The 20,635-nt window shown below is 71.5% G+C and carries 23 protein-coding genes and 2 pseudogenes; 9 read left to right on the top strand and 16 right to left on the bottom strand.

Annotated features, from left to right (window positions below; all coding sequences use genetic code 11):
* Nucleotide 1 precedes the first annotated feature (1 nt).
* The 8 genes from H295_RS0132340 to H295_RS0132305 are packed head-to-tail and all read right to left on the bottom strand — an operon-like array spanning nucleotide 2 to nucleotide 7,067.
* Nucleotides 2-1,381: a V-type ATP synthase subunit B gene (locus H295_RS0132340; protein ID WP_020139496.1), complete on the bottom strand. Its 1,380-nt coding sequence runs from the start codon at nucleotides 1,379-1,381 to the stop codon at nucleotides 2-4.
* A complete protein-coding gene (locus tag H295_RS0132335) occupies nucleotides 1,378-3,126 on the bottom strand; it encodes a V-type ATP synthase subunit A (RefSeq protein ID WP_020139495.1) in 1,749 nt (582 codons plus the stop codon). Before H295_RS0132335 ends, H295_RS0132340 begins: the two co-directional genes overlap by 4 nt.
* Nucleotides 3,114-3,641 carry a hypothetical protein gene (locus H295_RS43815; RefSeq protein ID WP_020139494.1) on the bottom strand — a complete coding sequence of 176 codons (528 nt, stop codon included), beginning with the start codon at nucleotides 3,639-3,641 and terminating at the stop codon, nucleotides 3,114-3,116. The genes H295_RS0132335 and H295_RS43815 overlap by 13 nt, the downstream gene beginning before the upstream one ends.
* Nucleotides 3,638-3,859 carry a V-type ATP synthase subunit F gene (locus tag H295_RS0132325; RefSeq protein ID WP_020139493.1) on the bottom strand — a complete coding sequence of 74 codons (222 nt, stop codon included), beginning with the start codon at nucleotides 3,857-3,859 and terminating at the stop codon, nucleotides 3,638-3,640. The genes H295_RS43815 and H295_RS0132325 overlap by 4 nt, the downstream gene beginning before the upstream one ends.
* Before the next feature lie 2 nt (nucleotides 3,860-3,861).
* On the bottom strand, nucleotides 3,862-4,287 hold the full coding sequence (locus tag H295_RS0132320) for an ATP synthase subunit C (protein WP_020139492.1): 426 nt from the start codon (nucleotides 4,285-4,287) through the stop codon (nucleotides 3,862-3,864).
* Nucleotides 4,284-5,711 (bottom strand): V-type ATPase 116kDa subunit family protein, encoded by a 1,428-nt coding sequence (locus tag H295_RS0132315; protein ID WP_020139491.1) that lies wholly within the window; start codon nucleotides 5,709-5,711, stop codon nucleotides 4,284-4,286. Before H295_RS0132315 ends, H295_RS0132320 begins: the two co-directional genes overlap by 4 nt.
* Nucleotides 5,695-6,621, bottom strand: coding sequence for a V-type ATPase subunit (locus H295_RS0132310; protein ID WP_020139490.1), 927 nt, complete (start codon nucleotides 6,619-6,621; stop codon nucleotides 5,695-5,697). The genes H295_RS0132315 and H295_RS0132310 overlap by 17 nt, the downstream gene beginning before the upstream one ends.
* The gene (locus H295_RS0132305; protein ID WP_020139489.1) at nucleotides 6,618-7,067 is read right to left on the bottom strand and encodes a hypothetical protein; all 450 of its coding nucleotides are present in this window, start codon (nucleotides 7,065-7,067) and stop codon (nucleotides 6,618-6,620) included. The genes H295_RS0132310 and H295_RS0132305 overlap by 4 nt, the downstream gene beginning before the upstream one ends.
* Before the next feature lie 179 nt (nucleotides 7,068-7,246).
* Here H295_RS0132305 and H295_RS43810 point away from each other — a divergent pair, with 179 nt between their 5' ends.
* Genes H295_RS43810 through H295_RS0132285 form a run of 4 tightly spaced genes read left to right on the top strand, consistent with a single transcriptional unit; the run spans nucleotide 7,247 to nucleotide 12,319 of the window.
* A complete protein-coding gene (locus H295_RS43810; protein WP_020139488.1) occupies nucleotides 7,247-8,122 on the top strand; it encodes a CBS domain-containing protein in 876 nt (291 codons plus the stop codon).
* Between the two features lie 50 nt (nucleotides 8,123-8,172).
* The gene (locus tag H295_RS0132295) at nucleotides 8,173-11,010 is read left to right on the top strand and encodes a cation-translocating P-type ATPase (protein ID WP_267974101.1); all 2,838 of its coding nucleotides are present in this window, start codon (nucleotides 8,173-8,175) and stop codon (nucleotides 11,008-11,010) included.
* Nucleotides 11,007-11,666, top strand: coding sequence for a potassium channel family protein (locus H295_RS0132290; protein ID WP_020139486.1), 660 nt, complete (start codon nucleotides 11,007-11,009; stop codon nucleotides 11,664-11,666). The genes H295_RS0132295 and H295_RS0132290 overlap by 4 nt, the downstream gene beginning before the upstream one ends.
* Nucleotides 11,663-12,319 (top strand): potassium channel family protein, encoded by a 657-nt coding sequence (locus tag H295_RS0132285; protein ID WP_020139485.1) that lies wholly within the window; start codon nucleotides 11,663-11,665, stop codon nucleotides 12,317-12,319. The genes H295_RS0132290 and H295_RS0132285 overlap by 4 nt, the downstream gene beginning before the upstream one ends.
* Before the next feature lie 113 nt (nucleotides 12,320-12,432).
* Here H295_RS0132285 and H295_RS0132280 read toward each other — a convergent pair.
* The 5 genes and pseudogenes from H295_RS0132280 to H295_RS0132265 form a co-directional block, all read right to left on the bottom strand.
* Nucleotides 12,433-12,618 (bottom strand): annotated as a pseudogene (locus H295_RS0132280) (DUF1918 domain-containing protein); the annotation flags it as partial.
* A gap of 31 nt (nucleotides 12,619-12,649) precedes the next feature.
* Nucleotides 12,650-12,892, bottom strand: coding sequence for a DsrE/DsrF/DrsH-like family protein (locus H295_RS48130; protein WP_234021722.1), 243 nt, complete (start codon nucleotides 12,890-12,892; stop codon nucleotides 12,650-12,652).
* Nucleotides 12,868-13,056, bottom strand: a complete 189-nt coding sequence (locus H295_RS48125; protein WP_234021721.1) for a hypothetical protein — start codon at nucleotides 13,054-13,056, stop codon at nucleotides 12,868-12,870. The genes H295_RS48130 and H295_RS48125 overlap by 25 nt, the downstream gene beginning before the upstream one ends.
* Before the next feature lie 10 nt (nucleotides 13,057-13,066).
* Nucleotides 13,067-13,384, bottom strand: coding sequence for a TusE/DsrC/DsvC family sulfur relay protein (locus H295_RS0132270; protein ID WP_020139483.1), 318 nt, complete (start codon nucleotides 13,382-13,384; stop codon nucleotides 13,067-13,069).
* A 15-nt stretch (nucleotides 13,385-13,399) separates the two neighbouring features.
* Nucleotides 13,400-14,641, bottom strand: a complete 1,242-nt coding sequence (locus tag H295_RS0132265; RefSeq protein WP_020139482.1) for an NAD(P)/FAD-dependent oxidoreductase — start codon at nucleotides 14,639-14,641, stop codon at nucleotides 13,400-13,402.
* Between H295_RS0132265 and H295_RS45880 the strand changes: the two are divergent.
* From H295_RS45880 to H295_RS0132240, 5 genes and pseudogenes are all read left to right on the top strand, one after another.
* Nucleotides 14,628-15,004, top strand: a pseudogene (locus tag H295_RS45880) (DUF302 domain-containing protein); the annotation flags it as partial. The gene H295_RS0132265 and the pseudogene H295_RS45880 sit on opposite strands and share 14 nt — an antisense overlap.
* 304 nt (nucleotides 15,005-15,308) lie before the next feature.
* Nucleotides 15,309-15,983, top strand: a complete 675-nt coding sequence (locus H295_RS0132255) for a CBS domain-containing protein (RefSeq protein WP_020139480.1) — start codon at nucleotides 15,309-15,311, stop codon at nucleotides 15,981-15,983.
* A gap of 105 nt (nucleotides 15,984-16,088) precedes the next feature.
* Entirely contained in the window at nucleotides 16,089-17,114 is a 1,026-nt protein-coding gene (locus H295_RS0132250) for a 6-phosphofructokinase (protein WP_020139479.1), read from the top strand.
* Nucleotides 17,115-17,227: 113 nt separating this feature from the next.
* Nucleotides 17,228-18,280 carry a class I fructose-bisphosphate aldolase gene (locus tag H295_RS0132245; protein WP_020139478.1) on the top strand — a complete coding sequence of 351 codons (1,053 nt, stop codon included), beginning with the start codon at nucleotides 17,228-17,230 and terminating at the stop codon, nucleotides 18,278-18,280.
* A 65-nt stretch (nucleotides 18,281-18,345) separates the two neighbouring features.
* Nucleotides 18,346-18,687 (top strand): hypothetical protein, encoded by a 342-nt coding sequence (locus tag H295_RS0132240; protein WP_020139477.1) that lies wholly within the window; start codon nucleotides 18,346-18,348, stop codon nucleotides 18,685-18,687.
* Nucleotides 18,688-18,696: 9 nt separating this feature from the next.
* Here the strand turns inward: H295_RS0132240 and H295_RS0132235 are convergent, their stop codons facing one another.
* From H295_RS0132235 to H295_RS47610, 3 genes are read right to left on the bottom strand one after another with little or no spacing between them, the layout of a single operon-like run.
* Complete coding sequence (locus tag H295_RS0132235) at nucleotides 18,697-18,987, bottom strand: DUF1876 domain-containing protein (RefSeq protein WP_028809949.1); 291 nt, start codon at nucleotides 18,985-18,987, stop codon at nucleotides 18,697-18,699.
* Nucleotides 18,888-19,868, bottom strand: a complete 981-nt coding sequence (locus H295_RS45875) for a universal stress protein (protein WP_078616811.1) — start codon at nucleotides 19,866-19,868, stop codon at nucleotides 18,888-18,890. Before H295_RS45875 ends, H295_RS0132235 begins: the two co-directional genes overlap by 100 nt.
* Complete coding sequence (locus H295_RS47610; RefSeq protein WP_020139474.1) at nucleotides 19,865-20,623, bottom strand: hypothetical protein; 759 nt, start codon at nucleotides 20,621-20,623, stop codon at nucleotides 19,865-19,867. The genes H295_RS45875 and H295_RS47610 overlap by 4 nt, the downstream gene beginning before the upstream one ends.
* Nucleotides 20,624-20,635 lie beyond the last annotated feature (12 nt).

Below are 20,635 nucleotides of genomic sequence, written 5' to 3'. Positions count from 1 at the left end.
ATCACTTGCTCTCCGGCGCGCGATGGGCGTCGAGGAACTCGGCCGGCAGCATGGTCAGTTGGCCGCGTGGCAGCGTCAACAGCACCTGCCAGGCCCGCTCCAGCGTCTGATCCAGGGTGCGCAGTTCGTCCCGCCGCTGGTCGAGGAGCCTGCGCGCGAAGGCGTCCTCGAAGTCCAGGGAGCACCGGTCGGCCGGGCTGAGCGCCGCCTGCCCGACGAGATCGGCGAGTTCCCTGACCTGGCGCGCGCGGGCCAGGGCGGACAGCAGCTGAGCCGCCACGTCGAGGTGGTCGGCACGCGTGCGGCCTGGTCCGGCACCCTTGCGCATCAGGCGCGACAGCGAGGACAGGGCGTCCACCGGCGGGTAGGCACCTCGCGCATGCAACGACCGGGACAGCACGATCTGGCCCTCGGTGATGTACCCGGTGAGGTCCGGCACCGGGTGCGTGATGTCGCCCGCGGGCATGGTCAGGACGGGCAGCACCGTGACGGAGCCCGGCAGGCCACGCAGTCGCCCGCAGCGCTCGTACAGGGAAGCCAGATCGCTGTACAGGTAGCCGGGGTAGGCCCGGCGGGCGGGGATCTCGCCGCGGGCCGCGGAGACCTCCCGCAGTGCCTCGGCGTAGCTCGTCATGTCCGTCATCACCACCAGGACGTGCCGGCCCTCGGCGAAGGCGAGGTGTTCGGCCACGGTGAGGGCGATGCGGGGCGTGAGGATCCGCTCGATGACAGGGTCGTCGGCGGTGTTGAGCAGGAGCACCAACTCCCCCGCTGCGGACCGCTCCTCCAGCGCGTTCCGTACGAACCCGGCATCCGCGTGGGTCACTCCCATGGCGGCGAAGACGACACAGAACGACTCCCCCTCCACCGTCGCCTGGGCCGCGATCTGTGCCGCCAGCTCCAGGTGCGGCAGTCCGGCCGCGGAGAACACCGGGAGCTTCTGGCCGCGGACGAGCGTGGTCAGGGCGTCCACGGCGCTGACGCCGGTGAGCACCGGTTCGGCCGGCGGCTCGCGGCGCAGCGGGTTGACGGGACGGCCTCCCACCGCTGCGGCCGCCGCGCCGAAGACCGGCGGACCTCCGTCGAGCGGCTCGCCGCGTCCGTTGCAGACCCGGCCCAGCCATCCGGGGCCCACCGGGACGCGCAAGGGCGATCCGGTGAAGGCGGCGCGCAGCCGCGCCGGATCCAGGCCCGCGGTGCCCTCCAGGACCTGGACGACGGCCGTGCCGCGGTCGACCTCCAGGACGAGTCCGTGCCGTTGTGCGCCGGAGTCGGAGGTGAGCAGCACGAACTCGTCCCATCCGACGCCCTCGACCTTGTCCACGACCGCGAGCGGACCGTTCAGCTCGCGCACCGAGGTGTACTCCACGCGGGTGGTCATGTCACCTCCCCGAGCCGGGCGAGCATCGTCTCGCGCAGGGTTCGCACGGTCGCGGCGTCGTCGGGGCCCGCTTCCTCACGGGCGCGCAGCACGGGCGTGAAGTCGGCCTCCTCCAGACGCGCCGCCGGCACGCCCCGGTCGGCCAGTTCGCGGCAGCGGTCGACGACGGCGAGGACCGCCTCGGCCAGGGCCGCGCTCTTCTCCGCGCCGCTGTAGGCGTCCCGCTCGGACAGCGCGCTCTGCTGGAGCACTCCCTCGCGCACGAGACGTCCGCCCAGGAAGCTGACGCGTTCCTGGTCGGGCAGCGCGCCGATGCCGAGCAGGTCCACCAGGTCGGCGAGCCGGTCGGCCTCGGCGAGCAGGCCGGTCACACGGGCTGTGCGGGCGGGCCAGTCCGGGTCGTCGGTGGCGGCGTGGTGGGCGCCGAGCGCCTCGGCGTCCCGGGAGAAGGACTCGGCCCAGGAGACGGCCGGGTAATGGCGGGCGTAGGCGAGGTCGCGGTCCAGGGTCCACAGGCAGCGGACGAAGCGCTGGGTGTGGGCGGTGACCGGTTCGGCCATGTCGCCGCCGGGCGGGGACACCGCACCGACGACGGTGACGGAACCCGTGTCGCCGCCGAGCGTGGTCACCGCTCCGGCCCGCTCGTAGAACGCCGCGATCGCCGAGGCCAGGCCCGCCGGATAGCCCTCCTCGGCGGGCAGCGCACCGGTCCGGGAGGCGAACTCGCGCAGCGCCTCGGCCCACCGAGAAGTGGAGTCCGCGATGACGACGACGTTCAGGCCCATGTCGCGGAAGTACTCGGCGACGGTGACACCGGAGTAGACGCTCGCCTCCCTGGCCATCATCGGCATGTTGGACGTGTTGGCGATGATCACGGTCCGGTCGGCGAGGCGCCCACCGGTGCGGGGGTCGGTGAGGGCGCTGAACTCGTCGATGACGTCGGCCATCTCGTTGCCGCGCTCGCCGCAGCCGACGTAGACGATGACGTCGGCGTCGCACCACTTGGCGATCTGCTGGAGCAGGACGGTCTTGCCGGTGCCGAAGCCGCCGGGTACGGCGACGGTGCTGCCCAGGGCCACGGGGAAGAGCAGGTCGATGACGCGCTGGCCGGTACGCAGCGGCAGGCCGGTGTCCCGGCGCTCGCGGACGGGCCGCGGGGTCCGGACGGGCCAGCGGCTCGTGATGCCGACCGGTGTGCCCGCCACGGTCGCGACGACGGTGTCCTCGGGGTGGCTCCCCGGCCCCACGAGACCCTCCACCCGCCCCGCGCAGCCCGGCGGCACCAGAACCCTCGGACGCACCGGTCCCGCGTCCTCGATCTCGCCGAGGGACTCTCCCGGACGAACCTCCGCGCCTTCCACGACCCGTGGTGTGAACGTCCACACCGCCGGCTCCGTCCCGGCCTCCCCCTCGACGGTTCCCGGCTCCAGCCACGCACCCACGCCGGACAGCGGGCGCAGCAGCCCGTCGAAGATCCCGCCCAGCAGGCCGGGGCCGAGCGTCGCGGACAAGGGGTGACCGAGCGTCCGGACGGGCATGCCGGGCGCGAGGCCTCCGGTGTACTCGTACGCCTGGACGGTGACGACCGCGTCCCGGATCGCGACGATCTCGCCGGGCAGACCCGACTCACCGAGCGCGACCAGGTCGTACATGGCGCTGCCGCGCACGCCTTCGGCCTGGACGAGCGGCCCGGTGACCCGCAGGATGCGGCCGGTGCCGTACGACAGGTGCGTCAGGGTGTCCACAGTTCCTCCAGTTCCGCCCCGTGCCGGTCGAGGACGTGCTGGGCGAAGGCGGCCAGGCTGAGGTCCACCCGGCGGTTCCTGGTCTCGCCGATGACGCCGCCGCCGGGCACCTCGGTGATCCGGGCGTCCGGGCCGAGCAGGTGCCGGGCCCGGAGGGTCAGTCGTCCGCGCAGGCTCGGGTAGGCCGCTGTGCGGCGCAGGTCCTCGACGCCCCGCACGACCTGTCGGCGCAGTTCCTCCCAGCACTGCCTGCGGGCGGAGAGGTCCCGGGCGCGGGCGGCCCTGCGGGCCTGGGCGCGGACCGCCCGGCGGGCGGCCATCGCGTCGGCCGCACCCTGTTCCCGAGCCTCGGCGAGGATCGCGGCGGCGCGGGACTCGGCGTCCTTGGACATGGCGTCGGCGTCCTCGACGGCGGCTCCCAGCACGGCCTCCGCGGCGGCCTGGGCGTCTGCGAGGAGCCGGGCTCGCACCGGCGCGAGTGCCTCCTCGGCCTCGGCGGTGAGTGACGCCCTCATGGCGGCATCACCACCACCAGCGGCTCGTCGCCGGCCACCACCCCCGGGCCGAGCGCCTCCGCAGCGGCGGACGTGAGGATCACCAGCCCGACGCCCGCCGGAAGCGTGTGCCAGGAGGCGCGCACCGCCTCCGGGTCCGGCGCGGGCAGGACGGCGACACCGACCGCTGACAGCCCGATGACCCGCTGCCGCTCTCCGATCGCCGCGATGTGCGACATGGCTAGGTCTTCCCGATCAGGATGATGGCGACTACCAGGCCATAGATGGCGATGCCCTCGGCGAGGCCGACGATGACCATGGCCCGGCCGAACAGCTCGGGCCGCTCGCTCAGCGCGGCCAGCGCCGCTGCGCCCGTGTAGGCGACAGCGATCGCCGCGCCGATGGAGGCTCCTGCGACCGCGATGGCGGCTCCGATGAGGGCCGCGGACTGGGAACCGGAGTTCTCCGCGGCCGCCGTGGTGGCCGGGTCCGCCTGAGCCGCGCCGCCGCTCAGGGCGACCAGCAGGAGCACGAGGGCTCCGGTGAACAGTGCCGCGTCCGCCGCGAGGACCGACCGCAGCACGGCCGGACCGCGGTGGCGCAGCAGCCGGCGGGTCCCGGCGTATGCCCCGACCAGCACCGGCAGCGCGATCAACCAGACGATCATGGTGTCACCTCCGTACCGTGGGGTGCGGGCGCCTTTTCGTGGCAGGTGAGGGTAGGCACGTGCCAGGGGCGGAAGGGCCGACCCTCCGCGTCGAAGACCCGCGAGAACAGTTCGTAGAACTCCAGCCGCAGGGCCTGCACGCCGGCCACCAGCGCCTCCAGGGCGAAGGCCAGCGCGTTGCCGAGGACGAAGAGCAGAAGCCCGGCGAGCAGCGCTGCCGGCCCGGCTCCGGTCAGGGCTGTGGTGCCCTGCCAGACGATGCCGCCCAGCGCGGCGTGGGTGAGTCCGAACGCCGCCAGCCGGGCGAAGGAGACGGTGTTCGAGCCGATGCGGATCACCACGTCGAAGAGCTGGACGCCGCTCTGCACGGCCCCGGAGGCACCTCCGCCGGACGCCGCCATGAGCCCGGTGCCGGCGAGCCCCAGCCCGGCGAGAGCGAGCAACGAGCCGGTTATGACGATCAGCGGCACGTGCAGGGCGACTCCGGCTGCGAGCCCGGCGAATCCGAGGAAGACGGTGGCTCCCGCGACGCCGGAGACCGCGTACAGGGCCCGCCCCGGGCCGCCCTCCCGCCAACGGTTGACGATGCCGGTCCCGTAGGCGAGGGCCAGCAGGACGGCACCGAGGCCGATCGCGCACGCCAGCAGGCGCATGGGAGCATCGAGCGGGTTCAGCCAGAGCACCGGCAGTACGCCGGTGGGACCGAAGAACTCCCCGTAGGCGATTCCCGCGAGGATGCTCGCAACGCCGGCACCGGTCAGGAAGGGCCACAGGGGACGCATGAACAACAGACGCCTCGGTCGGCCCGAGCGCAGCAGGAGCGCGCCGAGGAGGAGCAGCAGACCGTGGCCCGCGTCGCCGAACATCATCCCGAACATGACGACGTAGGCGATGCCCGCGGGCACGGTCGGGTCGACGTCTGCGTACGGCACGGTCCCGTAGGTTCGCACCAGCGGAACCAGGGAGTTCCGCACGGTGCCGGTGTCGGACAACCGGGTCGGGGGGTCGACGCCCGGGGGCGCACGCAGCGGGACCACGGCTCCTCCGCCGTCCGCCAGCCGGGCCGCGAGCCGCGGCAGTTCGGCCGTCGGGCACCATCCGGCGAGCGCGGCCGCGCTCCCCCGGATCACCGCCGCCTCTCGGTACGCCGCCAGTTGGGCCTCGCCCGCCAGCAGGCCGGTGAGGCCCTGGCGGCGCAGGCGGTCGAGGTCGGGTTCCGACTCGGAGAGCACGGGGGGCTCGGACACGGCTTCCAGCGACTGGAGGTGCGGCGCCGCGGGACCGGACGCACCGTCGGGCCGGTCCAGTTCGACGCAGCCTGCGTCCGCCACCCGCACGAGGGTGTCGCGCAGGGCGTCGGTGGGCGCGACCACGGCCACCCGCCGCATGCGGTCCGGGATCAGGGAGTCAGCCCAGGAGTTCATCGAAGGCCTCCAGGGCACCGCCGTCGTGCGCGGCGCATTCCAGCGCGGCACGCACCCGCCAGGCGTCGGCGGTCAGGACTCCGACGGCGCCCACGAGGGGCGACATGTCGAAGCGCGCCCCCGCCAGCATCGACACCGCGTCCCGCTCGACCGCCGGCCACCAGCGGGCCTCCGCGCGCCACAGGTCCTCCGGCTCCTCGACACCCTCCAGCGCCCAGCGGGCGGACGCCGGGAGCCGGGCGCGGAACCCGGTGAAGGCAGGCGCCCGTACGGCGGCCGTGCCGAGCAGCCGTACGGCGTCCCGCTGGGCCGTTCCGGTCAGCCGGTGTCCGGTCAGATGAACCTCACGGGCCAGCACCAGCGCGGCGTCGCCGGCCGCCCAGTGCGCGGCCACGGGCACCTGTGCCGCGGTGCGGGCGGCCGCCGACAGCCGCATCCCGGTGAGCAGGGCCGCGGGGGTGGCGGATCCCGGGTCCCCCCACACGGAGGCGGTCAGGACTGCCCGCAGGCCGGTCGGAGAGGTGGCGCGGGACAGTCGTGGCCAGGCGGTCGCCAGCGCACCGAGCCGGTAGGGCGAGGCTTCCGGGGCGCCGGACAGGGCGCGGAGCCGGTCCCGGGTGTTGGCGATCTCGAACCCGGAGGCCAGCAGTCGTACGGCGGCGGCACCGGCTCGTGGCTGCCATCCGGCCAGGACCCTCAGCTGCCAGAGCAGGGCGTCCGACACGGCCCGTTGTGCCCGGCCCGGGCCGGCCGTCAGATCGAGACCACGGCGATAGAAGGTGGTGGCCAGGACACGCAAGGCTTCGGACAGGTTCGGTGCCGTCGCCAGTTCGTGTGCCCTCCCTGGCCCGGCGCGTGCAGCGGCCATCGCCCTGGCCCGGGTGGTCCCGGCGACCCAGCCCGCACTCACGGCGCCTCCTGGTGAGGTGCGACACCGAGGTCCCGGGCCACCCGGGCCACCATGCGTGCCGCGAGTTCCGGGGTGCGTGCCCGAGCGTGGTCCCGCAGCTCGCGGACGGCGTGCCGTGCCGCCGCGTCCTCGCGTTCGGCGTCCGCAACCGCCTCGGCGCGCAGTCGGGCGGCGGTCTCGCTCCTCACCCGCAGGGCGCGTGCCCGGGCTGTGCGCACGGTCCGGGCGGCCTCCTCGGCCGCGGTGCGACGGCGCTCGCGGGCTTCGCGGGCGGCGTTCTCGCGGATGGCCGTGGCCTCGGTCACGCTGTCGTCCAGCAGGGCGAGGGTGGGTGCCAGTTCGGCCGTGAGCTCGGCGGTCCGATCCGCCGGAACCGCTCCGACGACCGCACGGCCGGGTGGGGCGGCCGGTCGCCAGCGTGCGAGGAACTCGCGCAGCGCAGGCATGGCACCTCCCGTATCGCCACAGTGCCCCCACGTTTCCTGCCTTCACGTTAGGAAGCGGGCAAGGGTCCTCCCAGAGGCCGATCGACCTGCAGAAGGGGGCCGGACGGCCCTGTACCCCCTGCTGTGACGGCGGGAGAGTGGGCGTAGGAGTCATGTTCCGCGCACCGCGGGAGGTAGTCATGGATGACCGAGACGCGCGGGAAGGCGCGGCCGCGTCCGCCGAGGCACGCCACACTGTGCCCGTTGACGCACGGAAACCGGTCGAGGAGTTCCGTCAGACCATGATGGTGCGCTACCTCCAGGCCGTCGCGTCGCACGCGTCGCAGGCGGCTGCCGAGGAGTCGGCCACCGCTGCGGCCGACCGGGGAACGACGCCTTCGCCGCAGCCGCCCGCCGTGCAGGCCGCCACCATCGACGACCTCCAGGTGCGGCACGTCATGAAGCGGTCCGTCACCGGCGTCACGGCCGACACCCCGTTCCTGGACGTCGCCCGGATGCTGGCTCGCCAGCGGATGGGAGCCGTTCCCGTCGTGGACGGATCCCAGCGGGTCCTGGGTGTGATCGCGGAGTCCGATCTGCTCGCCCGGGCCGCCGACCTGTCGGCACCCGAGGAGAGGCCTCATGCATGGTCCCGGCTGCTCGGCCGGCACCGCGACGTCGATGCGGCGGGCGGCACTGCCGGCACACTGATGTCGGCACCGGCGCTCACCGTCCGCCCCTGGACGCCCGTGGTGGAGGCGGCCCGCACGGCTGCCCGTTCCCGGATCCGCCAGATCTTCGTGACCGATCACCACAACCGGCTCGTCGGGGTCGTCAGCCGCGCCGAGTTGCTGCACGCTCTGGTCCGGGACGACCGGGCCATCCGTGAGGAGATCGTCTCCCACATCGTCCGGGACGCGCTGGGTGTGGCGCCCGGCGATGTTGAGGTGCAGGTCCGCAACGGCACGGTCACCCTCACCGGCACGATCGACCGGAAGCTGATTCCGCGGCTGACCGAGGAAGTGGCGGCGATCCCCGACGTGTACGAGGTGGACGACCACCTGGTCGCCCACTGAGGGATACGGCCGCGAGGCATGTCCGACAGACCCGTCGCCCTGGGGGTCAGGTGCCACGTCACTCCGTCGCCGGTGCTCCGGCCGCGACCGCCCGGCCGCCGGCGGCCGCACCGCCCGACGCATCCGGCCCGCCGGTGCAGCGACCGGCTCCGGAAGGGGTCTTCGAGGCGTTCGCGTCCTCGCCGCACGGGCTGACCTCGCAGGAAGCAGACGTACGGCTGCGGACTTACGGGCCCAATGAGCTGGCCCGTCCGCGCCGCAGAGGTGTGTGGCGACGGTTCGCGGCGCAGTTCACCGATCTGTTCGCGGTGGTTCTGATCGCCTCGTCCGCCCTCACGTTCCTCGCCTACGCCCTCCAGGACCCGCCCGACCCCGGAAACCTTCAGCTCGCCTTCGCGATCCTGGGCGTCGTCGTCCTGAACGCCGTGATCGGCTTCGTCCAGGAGTACTCCGCCGAGCGCACCGCCCAGACGCTCCAGGCCATGGTGCCCCACACCTCCCGCGTCCTGCGGGACGGTCAGCGGCGGGAGCTGCCGTCAGGGGCTCTGGTGCCTGGTGACCTCGTTCTGCTGGAGGCGGGAGACGCGGTGTCCGCGGACTGCCGGGTCGTGGAGGCGCACGGCCTGTCGGTGAACAACGCCCCCCTGACCGGGGAGAGTTCGGCCGTCGGCCGGACGTCCGAGCCGAGCGCCGCGGGCAGCGCCCTGGACTCCCGCAACTGTGTCTTCATGGGCACCACGGTGGTCTCCGGGTCGGGCAGGGCCGTCGTCCACGCGACGGGTTCGGCCACCGAGTTCGGTCGGATCTTCCGGCTCACCCAGGAGGCACCGCGGCAGAAGACACCGTTGCAACGCGAGGTCGCGGTGATGGCCCGGCGCGTGTCGGCGCTGGCGATCGTGATCGGGGCCGGCGTGTTCGCGCTGCGCCTGCAGACGGGCCAGCCCCTCGTCTCGGCGTTCGTGTTCGCGCTCGGGGTGATGGTCGCTCTCGTACCCGAGGGGCTGCCCGCGACGCTGTCGGTGTCGCTGGCCATCGGGGTACGGCGGATGGCACGCCGGAAGGCGCTGGTGAAGCGCCTGCTGGCGGTGGAGGCACTGGGTTCCACCACGGTGATCTGCACGGACAAGACCGGCACGCTCACCCAGGCCGAGATGACCGTCACCCGGATCTGGGCCGACGGGGCCTGGCACCCCGTCGCCGGCGTGGGATACGCACCGGTCGGCGAGGTGACCGACGTCGGACCCGTGCGCGAGCTGCTGCGCAACGCGGTCCTGTGCACGGACGCCCGCCTGGTCCCGCCCACCGCGAGCGAGGGGTGGCGGATCCTCGGCGACACCACGGAGGGCGCAATCCTTGTCGCGGGGGTCAAGGCGGGGGTGGACCCCGACGGCGAGAAGGAGGCGGCCCCACGGATCGGGGAGTTCCCCTTCGATCCCGTCCGCAAGCTGATGAGCACGCTCACCCACCGGGACGGCGTGGACACGCTGTGCGTCAAGGGTGCGCCGCAGGAGCTCCTCGCCCACTGCACCCGGATACGGCTCGACGGGGCGGAGCGCGTGCTCACCGAGGAGCTGCGACAGGGCGTGGTCGACGCGAACGACTCGATGGCCGGCCAGGGCTTGCGGGTCCTGGGAGTCGCCGTACGCCGGATGGACGAGCCGGCGGACGACATGGCGGTGGCCGAGTCGGAGCTGACCTTCCTGGGGCTGCTGGGCATGCTCGATCCGCCCAGGGCCGAGGTGTCGGACGCGGTGCGGGCGTGTCGCCGGGCCGGGATCCGGATCGTGATGCTGACCGGGGACCACCCGCTGACGGCCGAGGCGATCGCCCGCCGCGTCGGCATCGTCACCGACCCCTCCCCCACGGTGGTGACCGGCTCCCGGCTCGACACCCTGGACGCGGTGGCGCTCGACGCGCTGGTCGCGGCCCCGGGCCAGTTGCTGCTGTGCCGGGTGAGCCCCGAGCACAAGATGCGGGTCGTCGCGGCACTCCAGGCCCGGGGCGAGGTCGTCGCCGTCACCGGCGACGGCGCGAACGACGCGCCCGCACTGAAGCACGCGGACATCGGCGTCGCCATGGGAGCCGGTGGCACGGATGTCGCCCGGGAGGCGTCCGAGATGGTGCTTCTCGACGACTCGTTCGCGTCCATCACCGCCGCGGTGGAACTGGGCCGGTCCGTCTACCGCAACATCCGCAAGTTCCTCGCCTACCTCTTCAGTCACAACATCGCCGAACTGGTGCCGATCCTCGTCGCCGCCTTCGCGGGCTTCCCCCTGGTGCCGCTGACGGCCATGCAGATCCTCGCCATCGACCTGGGATCGGATGTGCTCCCGGCCTTGGCGCTGGGAGCGGAGCCGCCGGAGAGGGACACCATGGACCGTCCGCCCCGCGACCGCCACGAACGGCTGTTCTCCGCCGAACTCGTGCGCCGTTTCCTGTTCCTGGGAAGCGTCATGTCCATCGGCGTCTGTGCCGTGTTCTTCTGGCAGATCCACGCGTCGGGGATCCCCTACGACGCGTTCACCGCCGACGACCCGGCCTATCGCAAGGCGATCACCCTCACCCAGGCCGCCATCGTGGTGGGCCAGTTCTTCAACGCCCTGGCGGTGCGCACCGACCGGCTCAGCGTGTTCGGGACCGGGCTGTTCTCCAATCCGCGGCTGATCGCGGCGGGCTGTTTCGGGGTGGGTCTGATGGCCGCCATCAGTTACGCGCCCCCGCTCCAGGAGGTGTTCCACACAGCGCCTCTCTCCGTGACGGACTGGGCGGTTCTGACCGGTTTCGGCGTTCTTCTGCTGGCCGCGGAGGAAGCCCGCAAGTGGTGGGTGCGACGGACCCCGACGACCGTAAGGGCCGCCATCGGCAACGACAAGGAGGCGGCGTCATGAGAGTCGTCGTGGTGGGCTGCGGCCGGGTCGGTTCCGGACTGGCCGCGCAGCTGGTCGACGAGGGCCACGATGTCCGCGTCATCGACCGCGATCCCAGGACCGAGCGGCTGCTGCCCCCCGGGTTCTCCGGTCAGGTGCTGCACGGCAACGGGTTCAACCGCACTTTGCTGGAGAGTGCGGGGATCGAGCTCGCGGACGCATTCGTCGCCGTCACCTCCGGCGACAACACCAACATCGTCAGTGCTCGCACGGCAAAGGAGACGTACCGCGTGCCGATCGTGCTGGCCCGGATCTACGATCCCCGGCGCGCCGACATCTACCGCGACCTGGGCATCCCGACCATCACGAGCGTGCGCTGGACCGTTCACCAGCTGCACCAGATGCTGCTGCACCGCCATCTCACACCGGAACTCGACTTCGGCAACGGCGAGACCCTGCTGCTGCGTTCCCGCCTCCCTGCCTATCTGACCGGCCGACCGCTCGGCGGCCTGGAGGTGGACGGCGAGATCCGTATCGTCGAAGTCACACGCGGGGGCAGGTCGTTCCTGCCCACGTCCCACACGCCTGCCGAGACGGACGATCTCGTCACGTTCGCGGTCGCCGCGGACGCGCTGGGCCGGCTGCGCGGCTTCCTGGACAAGGAGCTCGGGACATGAAGGTCGTCGTCGCCGGGGCCGGACGCCTCGGCACTCAGATCGCCCAGGTGCTGGGCGCCGCTCACAACGAGGTCACGCTCGTCGACCAGGACGACGACCGGGCCGCCGCGCTCCTCGGACACGTGCCCGCCGAGGTGCGGGTCGGGGACGCCTGCGAACCCGCCGTCCTGGAGGGCGCGGGCGCCCACTCGGCCGACCTCGTCGTCGCCACCACCGGCGAGGACGAGGACAACCTGGTCATCAGCCTGCTCGCCAAGCGCCAGTTCAGGGTCGCCCGGGTCATCGCCCGGGTCAACGACGACGAGAACGCCTGGCTGTTCACCCCGCACTGGGGCGTCGACACAGCCGTACCGGCCGCCGCTCCGCTCATCTCCCTGATCGAGGAGGCGACCAGCGCCACCGACACGGTCGCGCTGCTGCGGCTGAGCAGGGCGGGCGTGAGCGTCATCGAGACCGTCATCACCGACCAGTCCCGCGCGGTGGGCCACACCCTGGCGGAGCTCGCCGTGCCGCCCGGCATCGTGGTCGCCGCTGTCGTCCGCGACGGCGACCCGAAGGCCCCCTCCCCGGGCTTCGAGCTGCGGGAGGGCGACGTGGTGCTCGTCGTCTCCCATGCGGCGACGGAGAGCGAGGTGCATGCGGCGTTCCAGTGACAGCACGTACGCCTGGGGCAGGAAAGGGGTGCGTGACCGACCGCCGGTCGGTCACGCACCCGCGACGCGCGGCACCACGGCGCTCGGCGGTGCCGAGGTCAGTCGCTCGCGCTCTGGACGTGCCGTATGTGCGCGTCCGGGCCGGGGAACACGAGCGTCACCTCTTTCGTGTCCGACCACCGCACGTCGTAGGGGGGTGTTCCGTCGCCGTGGTGCAGTCCGACGATCTCGCCGTCACGCTTGGTGGCGCCGGTGGTCGGACTTTCGACGATGAGTACGTCACCGAGTTGAGCTCGCATGTTCTCCACCCGCTTCCTCGATCTACTCGTCTCAGGTGCAGATGATCTGGCCTCCGGCCGCGTGTTCGTAGAACTCCCCGACCGTGATGATGCCCTGGACCTGGTCGACGAGGTCCTCCTTGCCGAGTTCGAAGAGGTCGACGGAGGCATTGCAGGCGTAGATGCCCGCCCCGGTGTCAGCGATCATCTCGATGAACTCGGGGATCGACGGGATGTCGAGCTTGTCCATCTTGCGTTCCATGTAACGGGTCACCAGGTCCGGGACGCCGGGCATGCCACCCAGCAGAGTCGGCAGGTGCAGTCCCGGGTTCCCGACGGTGGCCAGCTTGATGTGTTCCCAGCGTTGGCCATGATCAGGGCCGGGTAGATGCCCTCCAGGGAGCCCTTGGAGACGATGATCGAGACCTTCTCGATCGTGGCGGTACCGGTCGTGTGCATGCGCTCCCTCTCAGATGCAGCCGCGGGGCTTGGGGATACCGGCGATCTTGGCGGCGGTCTTCGCCGGGCCCTTGGGGAAGAGCTGGTAGAGCTCCTTGACGCTCACTCCGGAGGTCTTGCCGAGGACGCGAACGGTCGGACCGGTGCCCTTGACCGCGTACTGATCCCGCATGAATCGGATGATGATCCAGTGCCGGTCGGTCAGCGTGCCGATGCCGGCTTCCTTCGCGACCTGCTCGGCCATCGGCTCGGTCCACAGGGCGGGCTCGGTGAAGAAGCCCTCGTCGTCGACCGGGATGTCGGTGTTGTCGTAGGTGACGACAGGCATGACGGAGTCCTCCGTTCAGTGGGAGATGCGGCGCTTGCCGTGCTCGGGCATCGCCGAGCCGATGCCGGGCAGCTCGCGGCCGGGCAGCAGGCTGTGCCAGTACAGCCATTCGAAGGCGAGCTTGCCGAGATGGGCCGCGTGCGACTCCTTCAGCAGTGGCAGCCCGACCGGACCCGGGAAGTGGCCGGACAACGGCTCGGTGTCGTAGTTGAAGTCGATCAGCAGGGCCTTGTGGAAACCGGTCTCCACGAAGCAGTTGGCGTGTCCGTCGAAGGACGCGTCCAGCGGCCGCCCGGCAAGGTGACGGCCGATGTTGTGCACCAGCACCTCACCCTCGAAGTGAGCCACCGACCCCGCCTTGGACGCCGGCAGGCCCGCCGCGTCACCGATCGCGAACACCTCCGGACGGCCCGGGAGTTGCAGGCTGTGCGGGTCGACGGGCACGAAGCCGAGTTCGTCGCCCAGCCCCTCGGAGCGCTCCACGTACTCCGCGCCACCGTGCAGGGGCACCACGACCGCCAGGTCGAAGGGCACCTCCCGTTCGTCGTACGACACCAGCCGCCCGCGTGCGCCGTCGACCTCGCCGAGGGTGAATTCCGTGACCAGCTCGATGCCCTTGCTCCGGAGCAGGCCGCCCAGCGTCCTGGCCGCGACCGGCTTGGTGAACGCGCCGTCGAGCGGGGTGGCGTACGTCAGCTCGACCCGGTCCCGGATGCCTCGCTGCTGGAAGTACCAGTCGGCCAGAAAGGCGAACTCCAACGGCGCCACGGGGCACTTGAGAGGCAGGTCGGCGACATCGATCACCAGGCGGCCGCCCTCGAAGCGTTCCAGCGCGTCGCGCAGACCGGCGGCGCCGGGCAGGTCGTAGAAGGTGAAGACCTTCTCGCCCCAGCCGGGACCGGTGAGCCCCTCGGTCTCCTCCGGCAGGAGGGTGGCTCCGGTCGCGACCACCAGGACGTCGTACGGCAGCTGTATGCCTCCGGCAAGACGGACGGTTCGTGCGTCCAGGTCGACCCGGTCGATCCGCGCCATCTTGTAGTCGACCGCAGGGTCGAGCTGCCGGGGGCGGGAGCGGACGAGATGGCGCGGCTGGGCCAGTCCGAAGGGCACGAACAGCAGGCCGGGCTGGTAGAGGTGGTCGTCGTTCTGGTCGACGACCGTGATCCGGCACTCGCTCCGGTCGTGTGTGCGACACAGGCGGTTGGCCGTCATGGTGCCGGCGGACCCGCCGCCGAGAATCACGATGTGTTTGGCCATGTGTCCACTGTCCTGCGGGAGATGGGCGCCGGGCATGGGCCGCTGGTCCCTGTCCGAGTACCCGCCCGGGTATGTGTTCGGCCGGGACCGTTGGGCCCCATGCTCATTGCCGGTCCCTCACTCCGTGGAGGACTACGTCATGCTGGGTGATCGCCCCTCGCCCGCCGCGCGCTGGAGGCCGACCGCAGCGACGGCCTCCAGCTGCCCTGCAACGTCGTCCTCCGCAGCGACGGCGAGGGCACGGTCGTACAGGCCCTCGACCCGGGCACGATGGTCGCCCTCACCGAACTCGACGCCCTGCGCCCGGTCGCCGAGGAGGCCACCCGCGGCCTCGACGCAGTCCTCGCCTCGCTCACGGCGGCGGAATCGAACGCCTACGAGGTTCGGCCGGCCGGCAGGCAAGCGCGCGGCGCCCCTCCCATCGACCGGGACGACCTCACTCAGCCCCCGTGCCCGAATACGAAGGCGGACGACAACCTGGACCTGCGGCAGGGTGACGTCGGTGGGGAACCCCGCCTCCCACAAGGGCACCGACCAGGTCCGGACGGCCCTGGTTCCGGTCCGACCGGACCAGAACGGGTCCTGACCGGCACTCCTGAAAACAATCCGTCCCTGACACGCTTGAGATGTGACCGCGCAGGCTGTCACGCCACGAAGGGAGGACGACATGCAGCACCGTACTGTGGCCGACCTGATGAGCCACGATGTCGTCCGGGCCCGGCGCGACACTCCGTTCAAGGAGCTCGTCGAACTGCTGGCCGACAACGGCATCACCGCCGTACCCGTGGTGGACGAACTGGACCACCCCCTCGGGGTCGTCTCCGAGGCGGACCTGCTGCGCAAGTGCTCCGCCCGGACCGACCCGATCAGCCGGATTCCGAAGCCGCACCTGGAAGGGTGGGAACTGGCCGCCGCGGAAGGCGCCACCGCCGAGGAGCTCATGTCCGCCCCTGCCCTGTGCGCCCATCCCGAGTGGACCGTCACGGAGGCGGCCCGCCTCATGGCGCTCCACCATGTCAAACGACTGCCCGTGGTGGACGAGGCGGACCAGCTCAAAGGCATCGTCAGCCGCGGCGACCTGCTGCGGATCTTCCTCCGCCGGGACGACGCCATTCGCGACGAGATCACCGGGGACGTACTGCGGCGGACCCTGAACCTCGCCCCCTCGGACGTGACGGCCGAGGTGCACGAGGGCAGAGTCACCCTCCGCGGAACCGTCGAGGCGAGCAGCCTGATTCCCGTCATCGAACGGCTCTGCCGCAACGTCGACGGCGTGGTCTCGGTCTCCGCGCACATCGGGTACCGGTTCGACGCCTCAGGGACAGTCCCTGCCGAGAAGTGAGTACCCGGGCCTCGGGAAAGTCGCCGCCGAAGCCCCCGGCGCTCATGATGGAGAGAGACCTGGCTCTCCGGTCCGCGCTCCGCCCGGGGAGAAAGGGAGGAAGCCATGAAGATCGCAGTACTGACCGGCGGCGGTGACTGCCCCGGCCTCAACGCCGTCATCCGCAGTGTCGTCCGCAAGGGGACCCAGGACTACGGTTTCTCGTTCGTCGGACTGCGCGACGGCTGGCTCGGCGCCCTGCACGACAGTGTGCTGCCTCTGGGCATCGCCGAGGTGCGCGGGATCCTGCCCCGCGGTGGAACCATCCTCGGTTCCTCCCGCACCAATCCCCTCAAGCATGACGACGCAGTGCGGCGTATCCGGGAGACCCTGGACGCGCACCAGGTCGACGCGCTCATCGTGATCGGCGGCGAGGACACCCTCGGCGCCGCCACGGAGCTCAGTCGCCAGGGAATCAAACTGGTCGGCGTGCCCAAGACCATCGACAACGACGTGGCCGGCACCGACTACACCTTCGGCTTCGACACGGCCGTCGGTATCGCCACCGAGGCCATCGACCGGTTGCACACCACCGCCGAGTCGCACATGCGCACGCTGGTGGTGGAGGTGATGGGCCGGCACTCCGGGTGGATCGCCCTGCACGCGGGGGTCGCGGGCGGCGCCAACGTCATTCTCGTCCCGGAGCGGCCGTTCGACATCGACCAGGTCTGCGCATGGGTGAAGAGCCGCTTCGAGATCAATTACGCGCCGATCGTCGTCGCCGCCGAGGGAGCCGTCCCCACGGACGGCCGGATGATCCTCAAGGACCGGTCGCTGGACGAGTACGGCCACGTACGCCTGTCCGGGATCGGTGAGTGGCTGGCCCAGGAGATCGAGAGGCGCACCGGAACGGAGGCCCGCACCACGGTCCTGGGCCACGTCCAGCGCGGCGGCACGCCCAGCGCCTTCGACCGGTGGCTGGCCACACGCTACGGACTGCATGCGGTCGACGCGGTCAAGGACGGCGACTTCGGCACGATGGTCGCCCTGCGCGGCACGGACATCGTCCGTATCCCCCTCGACGAGACCCGCGGCAGGACCAAGGTGGTGGACCCGTCGCTGTACGACGAGTTCGGAGTGTTCTTCGGCTGAAGTGTTCCCAGGGCCGTTCGCCGCTTGCCACGGGACCGAACGGCCCTGTCGCACGACCACGCCGCGCCGCAGGGTGGGGCCATGAGCCGTTCGAACCTCGCGGAGGTGGAGCGATGACCGACGTTCACAGCCTGCTGGGCGACGAGGCGAAGGACCTGCTGACACACACCGCCCAGGGCATTCCCAAAGAGGACCTGCATCTGCCCGGACCCGACTTCGTCGACAGGGTCCTTACCACCACGGACCGCTCGCCCCGGGTGCTGCGCAACCTGCAGTCCGTCTTCGACCACGGCCGCCTGGCCGGCACCGGATACCTGTCGATCCTGCCCGTCGACCAGGGCATCGAGCACTCCGCCGCCTCCGCGTTCGCCCCCAACCCCCGCTACCTCGACCCCGAGAACATCGCCGAACTCGCCCTCGACGGCGGCTGCAACGCCGTCGCCAGCACCCTCGGCGCCCTCGGAGCGGTGTCACGGCGCTACGCCCACCGCATCCCGTTCATCGTCAAGCTCAACCACAACGAACTGCTGACCCACCCCAACCACTACGACCAGATCATGTTCGGCACCGTCCAGCAGTGCTTCGACCTGGGTGCGGCCGGCGTCGGTGCCACCGTCTACTTCGGCTCCGAACACTCCGACCGTCAACTGCGGGAAGTCAGCGAGGCCTTCGCCCGTGCCCACCAGCTGGGCATGTTCACCGTCCTGTGGTGCTACCTGCGCAATCCGGCCTTCAAGAAGGACGGCATCGACTACGCGGTCTCCGCCGACCTCACCGGTCAGGCCAACCATCTCGGCGTGACCATCGAGGCCGACATCGTCAAGCAGAAACAGGCCGAGAACAACGGCGGCTACCGCGCCCTCGACTTCGGCAAGACCCACGACCTGGTCTACGACCGGCTCACCACCGACCACCCCATCGACCTCACCCGCTGGCAGGTCGCCAACTGCTACATGGGCCGCACCGGCCTCATCAACAGCGGCGGAGCCTCCACCGGCCACGACGACCTCGCCCAGGCGGTGCGCACCGCCGTCATCAACAAACGCGCCGGCGGCACCGGCCTCATCACCGGCCGCAAAGCCTTCCAACGCCCCACCACCGAAGGCATCCAGCTCCTCCACGCCGTCCAGGACGTCTACCTCGACGACAGCATCACCATCGCCTGACGAAACGGGCCGGGCCACACAGGCCCGGCGACACCGGCCCCCACGGAAACGGCTCCGGTCGCCCCATGGCACCGGGCTCGGCGCGCGCCAGGCGCGACGTACGCCGCGCCTGGCTGTTCCTCCTGTTGATCCTCCCGGCCTTCGTGCCGGCAGCACTCGTGGACAAGGGCCTGCTGAGCCTTCAGGGCTACGACGCCGGGGACAGCACCGTGCCCCTGCGCGCGACACTCGTGGCCGGCGGATCGGCACTGCTGGTGCTCATCGCCCCGGGGGTCAGCGCACTCTTCTACGGTCTGCGCGCACGACGGCACAGTGACCCGGCCGGCACGGCCCCCGGCCTGGCCGGAGGGACCGTGGCCGCCGCCCTGCTGCTTCTGAACATCGTCGCGCTGGTCGTACGCCGCTGACCGAGCGGATCACATCGCCCAACCGACCGCCGAAAGCGCCTCACGGCTCGTCGCCGAGGTGCCCAGGGCCTCGATGTCGCCCTCGGCCGCGTCCACCAACTGCCGGGCGAGGTCGTGAAGGGCCCTGCCTGCAGCCAGCTCGTCACCGATCTCCGGCACATCGGTGTCCACGGGATTGCAGTGCGCGGCTCCATGACCGGTCAGCGAGGTGGTTCCGGATTCCAGGACCACCCGCGCCTTCGTCGTGCCCTCGTCCTCAAAGAGGTAAAGGCGGACCGTCCATTCAGCAGTGTGTGACATGACAACCTCCTCGTGCCTGTTCCGGTCACGTTCAGCCGACCGTGCCGGTGGCGTGCCGTGATCACGGCAAGGTCGGCCGCACGGGAGGCCTCCACCAGTGCCGCGGCGCCACCCGTCCATACCGTGTCGACGCGGACTCCCACGTCCGGGAACTTCCCACGCGCCGCGGCCACCGTCATCCGGGGCACGGCAGCCTCGCTGTCGGCCAGGGTCTTGCGCTCGCCGGGAGACACGCGCAGACCGCCTGCCGGCTCGGGCGCGGCCGACACGTGCAGAGCCCACACCTCGCCGTCTCGCCGGCGTGCCTCCTCGAAAGCGAACAGCGTGGCACCGGCATCGAGGTCGTCCGCCACTCCCACGAGCACCCTGCCGTGCTCCGGCTCGCCGGTCAGCCGCTCGCCGCGCAGGACAAGCAACGGGCTGCCGCAGCCGGCGGCGACCCGCAGACTCACCGACGTGCCCAGCACTTCTGCGGAGCGGCCTGCACCACGACTGCCCAGCGCTGTCAGCGCGGCCCGGTCCCCGCGCCGCACCAGTTCGGCCGCCGCCGGTTGCGGGCCGAGTGTCAGAACGATGTCCAGCTCGGGGGCGCGCTCGCGCACATGGCCTGCGGCGGCGTCCAGGACGTCCAGAGCCCTGCCGATGGACCCGTGCCGATCGTGCGCACCGGACCAGAGTTCCGCGACTCCGTGCCCGGCCCAGGGCCAGGCGTGCAGGATTCCCAGCGGTGCGAGACGGGCCCGTGCCTCCTCCGCCGCGCTGTCGAGCGCACGCCGCGACTGGTCCGATCCGTCCACACCTACCAGGACGTGCCCGCTCATGGGTGGTCCGGGTGCGTGGGCGCCGTACTCCCAGAGGTTGTTGTCGTCTTTCCCGCTCATCCGGCCGACCCGCCGTCCCGTCCCGAAGACCGTTGGGTGCCTCCGGTCACCGGTGGCTCGGCACGTTTCACGGAGTGCGCGTCGAGACGGGTGCGCAGATTGTGGAACTGGCGCGTCTGCATCACGAAGTGCGCGGGTTCCCCGCACAGCAGGTCGAACGGGGCGACCAGCCAACGGGGCCGTCCCTGGCCACGGGTGCGGACCACCAGGCGGCACTCCCCGAAAGGCGCAGGCCTCAGATGGAAGCTCCAGATCCCGTCCAGACGGGCTGACGGCATGCGACCCGAGATCGGGTCGAAGGAGCGGCCGGACGCCAGGTTCAGGTCGGAACGAAGCACAAGAGTGCGGTGCGGCTCCAGTCGGGACACCGTGAACCAGGACCTGCCGTCCGGTGTCGCGGGCAGAAGCTGCCCCTCCTCCAACCGCTGCCACTCGGGGACGATGCGGTCGGCGCTGGGTTCCCCGAAGTGGTCCAGGAAGTCCCAGCTGTACCAGCCCGCACGGTCTCCGCCCATCTGCACCAACCAGGACCAGACCTCCTCGGGCGGCGCCGGCAGCGTGGTGGCCATCGTCGAAGTTCCGTCGGCGTCCGGCATCAGTTCGTCGCCGGGGTATTCGGTGTCGACCTCCTCCTGGGTCGCGCCCCAGGTGAGCAGCCTCGGCCGGTACCGCAGCGCGTACAGCGTGACGGCACCCCAGGTCAGCAGGGGAAGCGACAGGGCTCCCGTTCGTCGGCATGTTCGCTGCTCGGACATCAGATCCTCCCT

Source organism: Streptomyces sp. 351MFTsu5.1, from assembly GCF_000383655.1.
GTDB lineage: Bacteria > Actinomycetota > Actinomycetes > Streptomycetales > Streptomycetaceae > Streptomyces > Streptomyces griseorubiginosus.
The sequence above is the reverse complement of the archived record's forward strand: the minus strand, read 5'-3'. Positions and strand labels throughout refer to the sequence as shown.

Bases quoted from the DNA above. Each gene is read 5' to 3' on its own strand.
- H295_RS0132340 (WP_020139496.1), bottom strand. From the start codon at position 1,381: ATGACCACCCGCGTGGAGTACACCTCGGTGCGCGAGCTGAACGGTCCG.
- H295_RS43815 (WP_020139494.1), bottom strand. From the start codon at position 3,641: ATGAGGGCGTCACTCACCGCCGAGGCCGAGGAGGCACTCGCGCCGGTG.
- H295_RS0132325 (WP_020139493.1), bottom strand. From the start codon at position 3,859: ATGTCGCACATCGCGGCGATCGGAGAGCGGCAGCGGGTCATCGGGCTG.
- H295_RS0132320 (WP_020139492.1), bottom strand. From the start codon at position 4,287: ATGATCGTCTGGTTGATCGCGCTGCCGGTGCTGGTCGGGGCATACGCC.
- H295_RS0132315 (WP_020139491.1), bottom strand. From the start codon at position 5,711: ATGAACTCCTGGGCTGACTCCCTGATCCCGGACCGCATGCGGCGGGTG.
- H295_RS0132305 (WP_020139489.1), bottom strand. From the start codon at position 7,067: ATGCCTGCGCTGCGCGAGTTCCTCGCACGCTGGCGACCGGCCGCCCCA.
- H295_RS43810 (WP_020139488.1), top strand. From the start codon at position 7,247: ATGGATGACCGAGACGCGCGGGAAGGCGCGGCCGCGTCCGCCGAGGCA.
- H295_RS0132290 (WP_020139486.1), top strand. From the start codon at position 11,007: ATGAGAGTCGTCGTGGTGGGCTGCGGCCGGGTCGGTTCCGGACTGGCC.
- H295_RS0132285 (WP_020139485.1), top strand. From the start codon at position 11,663: ATGAAGGTCGTCGTCGCCGGGGCCGGACGCCTCGGCACTCAGATCGCC.
- H295_RS48130 (WP_234021722.1), bottom strand. From the start codon at position 12,892: ATGCCCGGCGTCCCGGACCTGGTGACCCGTTACATGGAACGCAAGATG.
- H295_RS48125 (WP_234021721.1), bottom strand. From the start codon at position 13,056: ATGCACACGACCGGTACCGCCACGATCGAGAAGGTCTCGATCATCGTC.
- H295_RS0132270 (WP_020139483.1), bottom strand. From the start codon at position 13,384: ATGCCTGTCGTCACCTACGACAACACCGACATCCCGGTCGACGACGAG.
- H295_RS0132265 (WP_020139482.1), bottom strand. From the start codon at position 14,641: ATGGCCAAACACATCGTGATTCTCGGCGGCGGGTCCGCCGGCACCATG.
- H295_RS0132255 (WP_020139480.1), top strand. From the start codon at position 15,309: ATGCAGCACCGTACTGTGGCCGACCTGATGAGCCACGATGTCGTCCGG.
- H295_RS0132250 (WP_020139479.1), top strand. From the start codon at position 16,089: ATGAAGATCGCAGTACTGACCGGCGGCGGTGACTGCCCCGGCCTCAAC.
- H295_RS0132245 (WP_020139478.1), top strand. From the start codon at position 17,228: ATGACCGACGTTCACAGCCTGCTGGGCGACGAGGCGAAGGACCTGCTG.
- H295_RS0132240 (WP_020139477.1), top strand. From the start codon at position 18,346: ATGGCACCGGGCTCGGCGCGCGCCAGGCGCGACGTACGCCGCGCCTGG.
- H295_RS0132235 (WP_028809949.1), bottom strand. From the start codon at position 18,987: ATGTCACACACTGCTGAATGGACGGTCCGCCTTTACCTCTTTGAGGAC.
- H295_RS45875 (WP_078616811.1), bottom strand. From the start codon at position 19,868: ATGAGCGGGAAAGACGACAACAACCTCTGGGAGTACGGCGCCCACGCA.
- H295_RS47610 (WP_020139474.1), bottom strand. From the start codon at position 20,623: ATGTCCGAGCAGCGAACATGCCGACGAACGGGAGCCCTGTCGCTTCCC.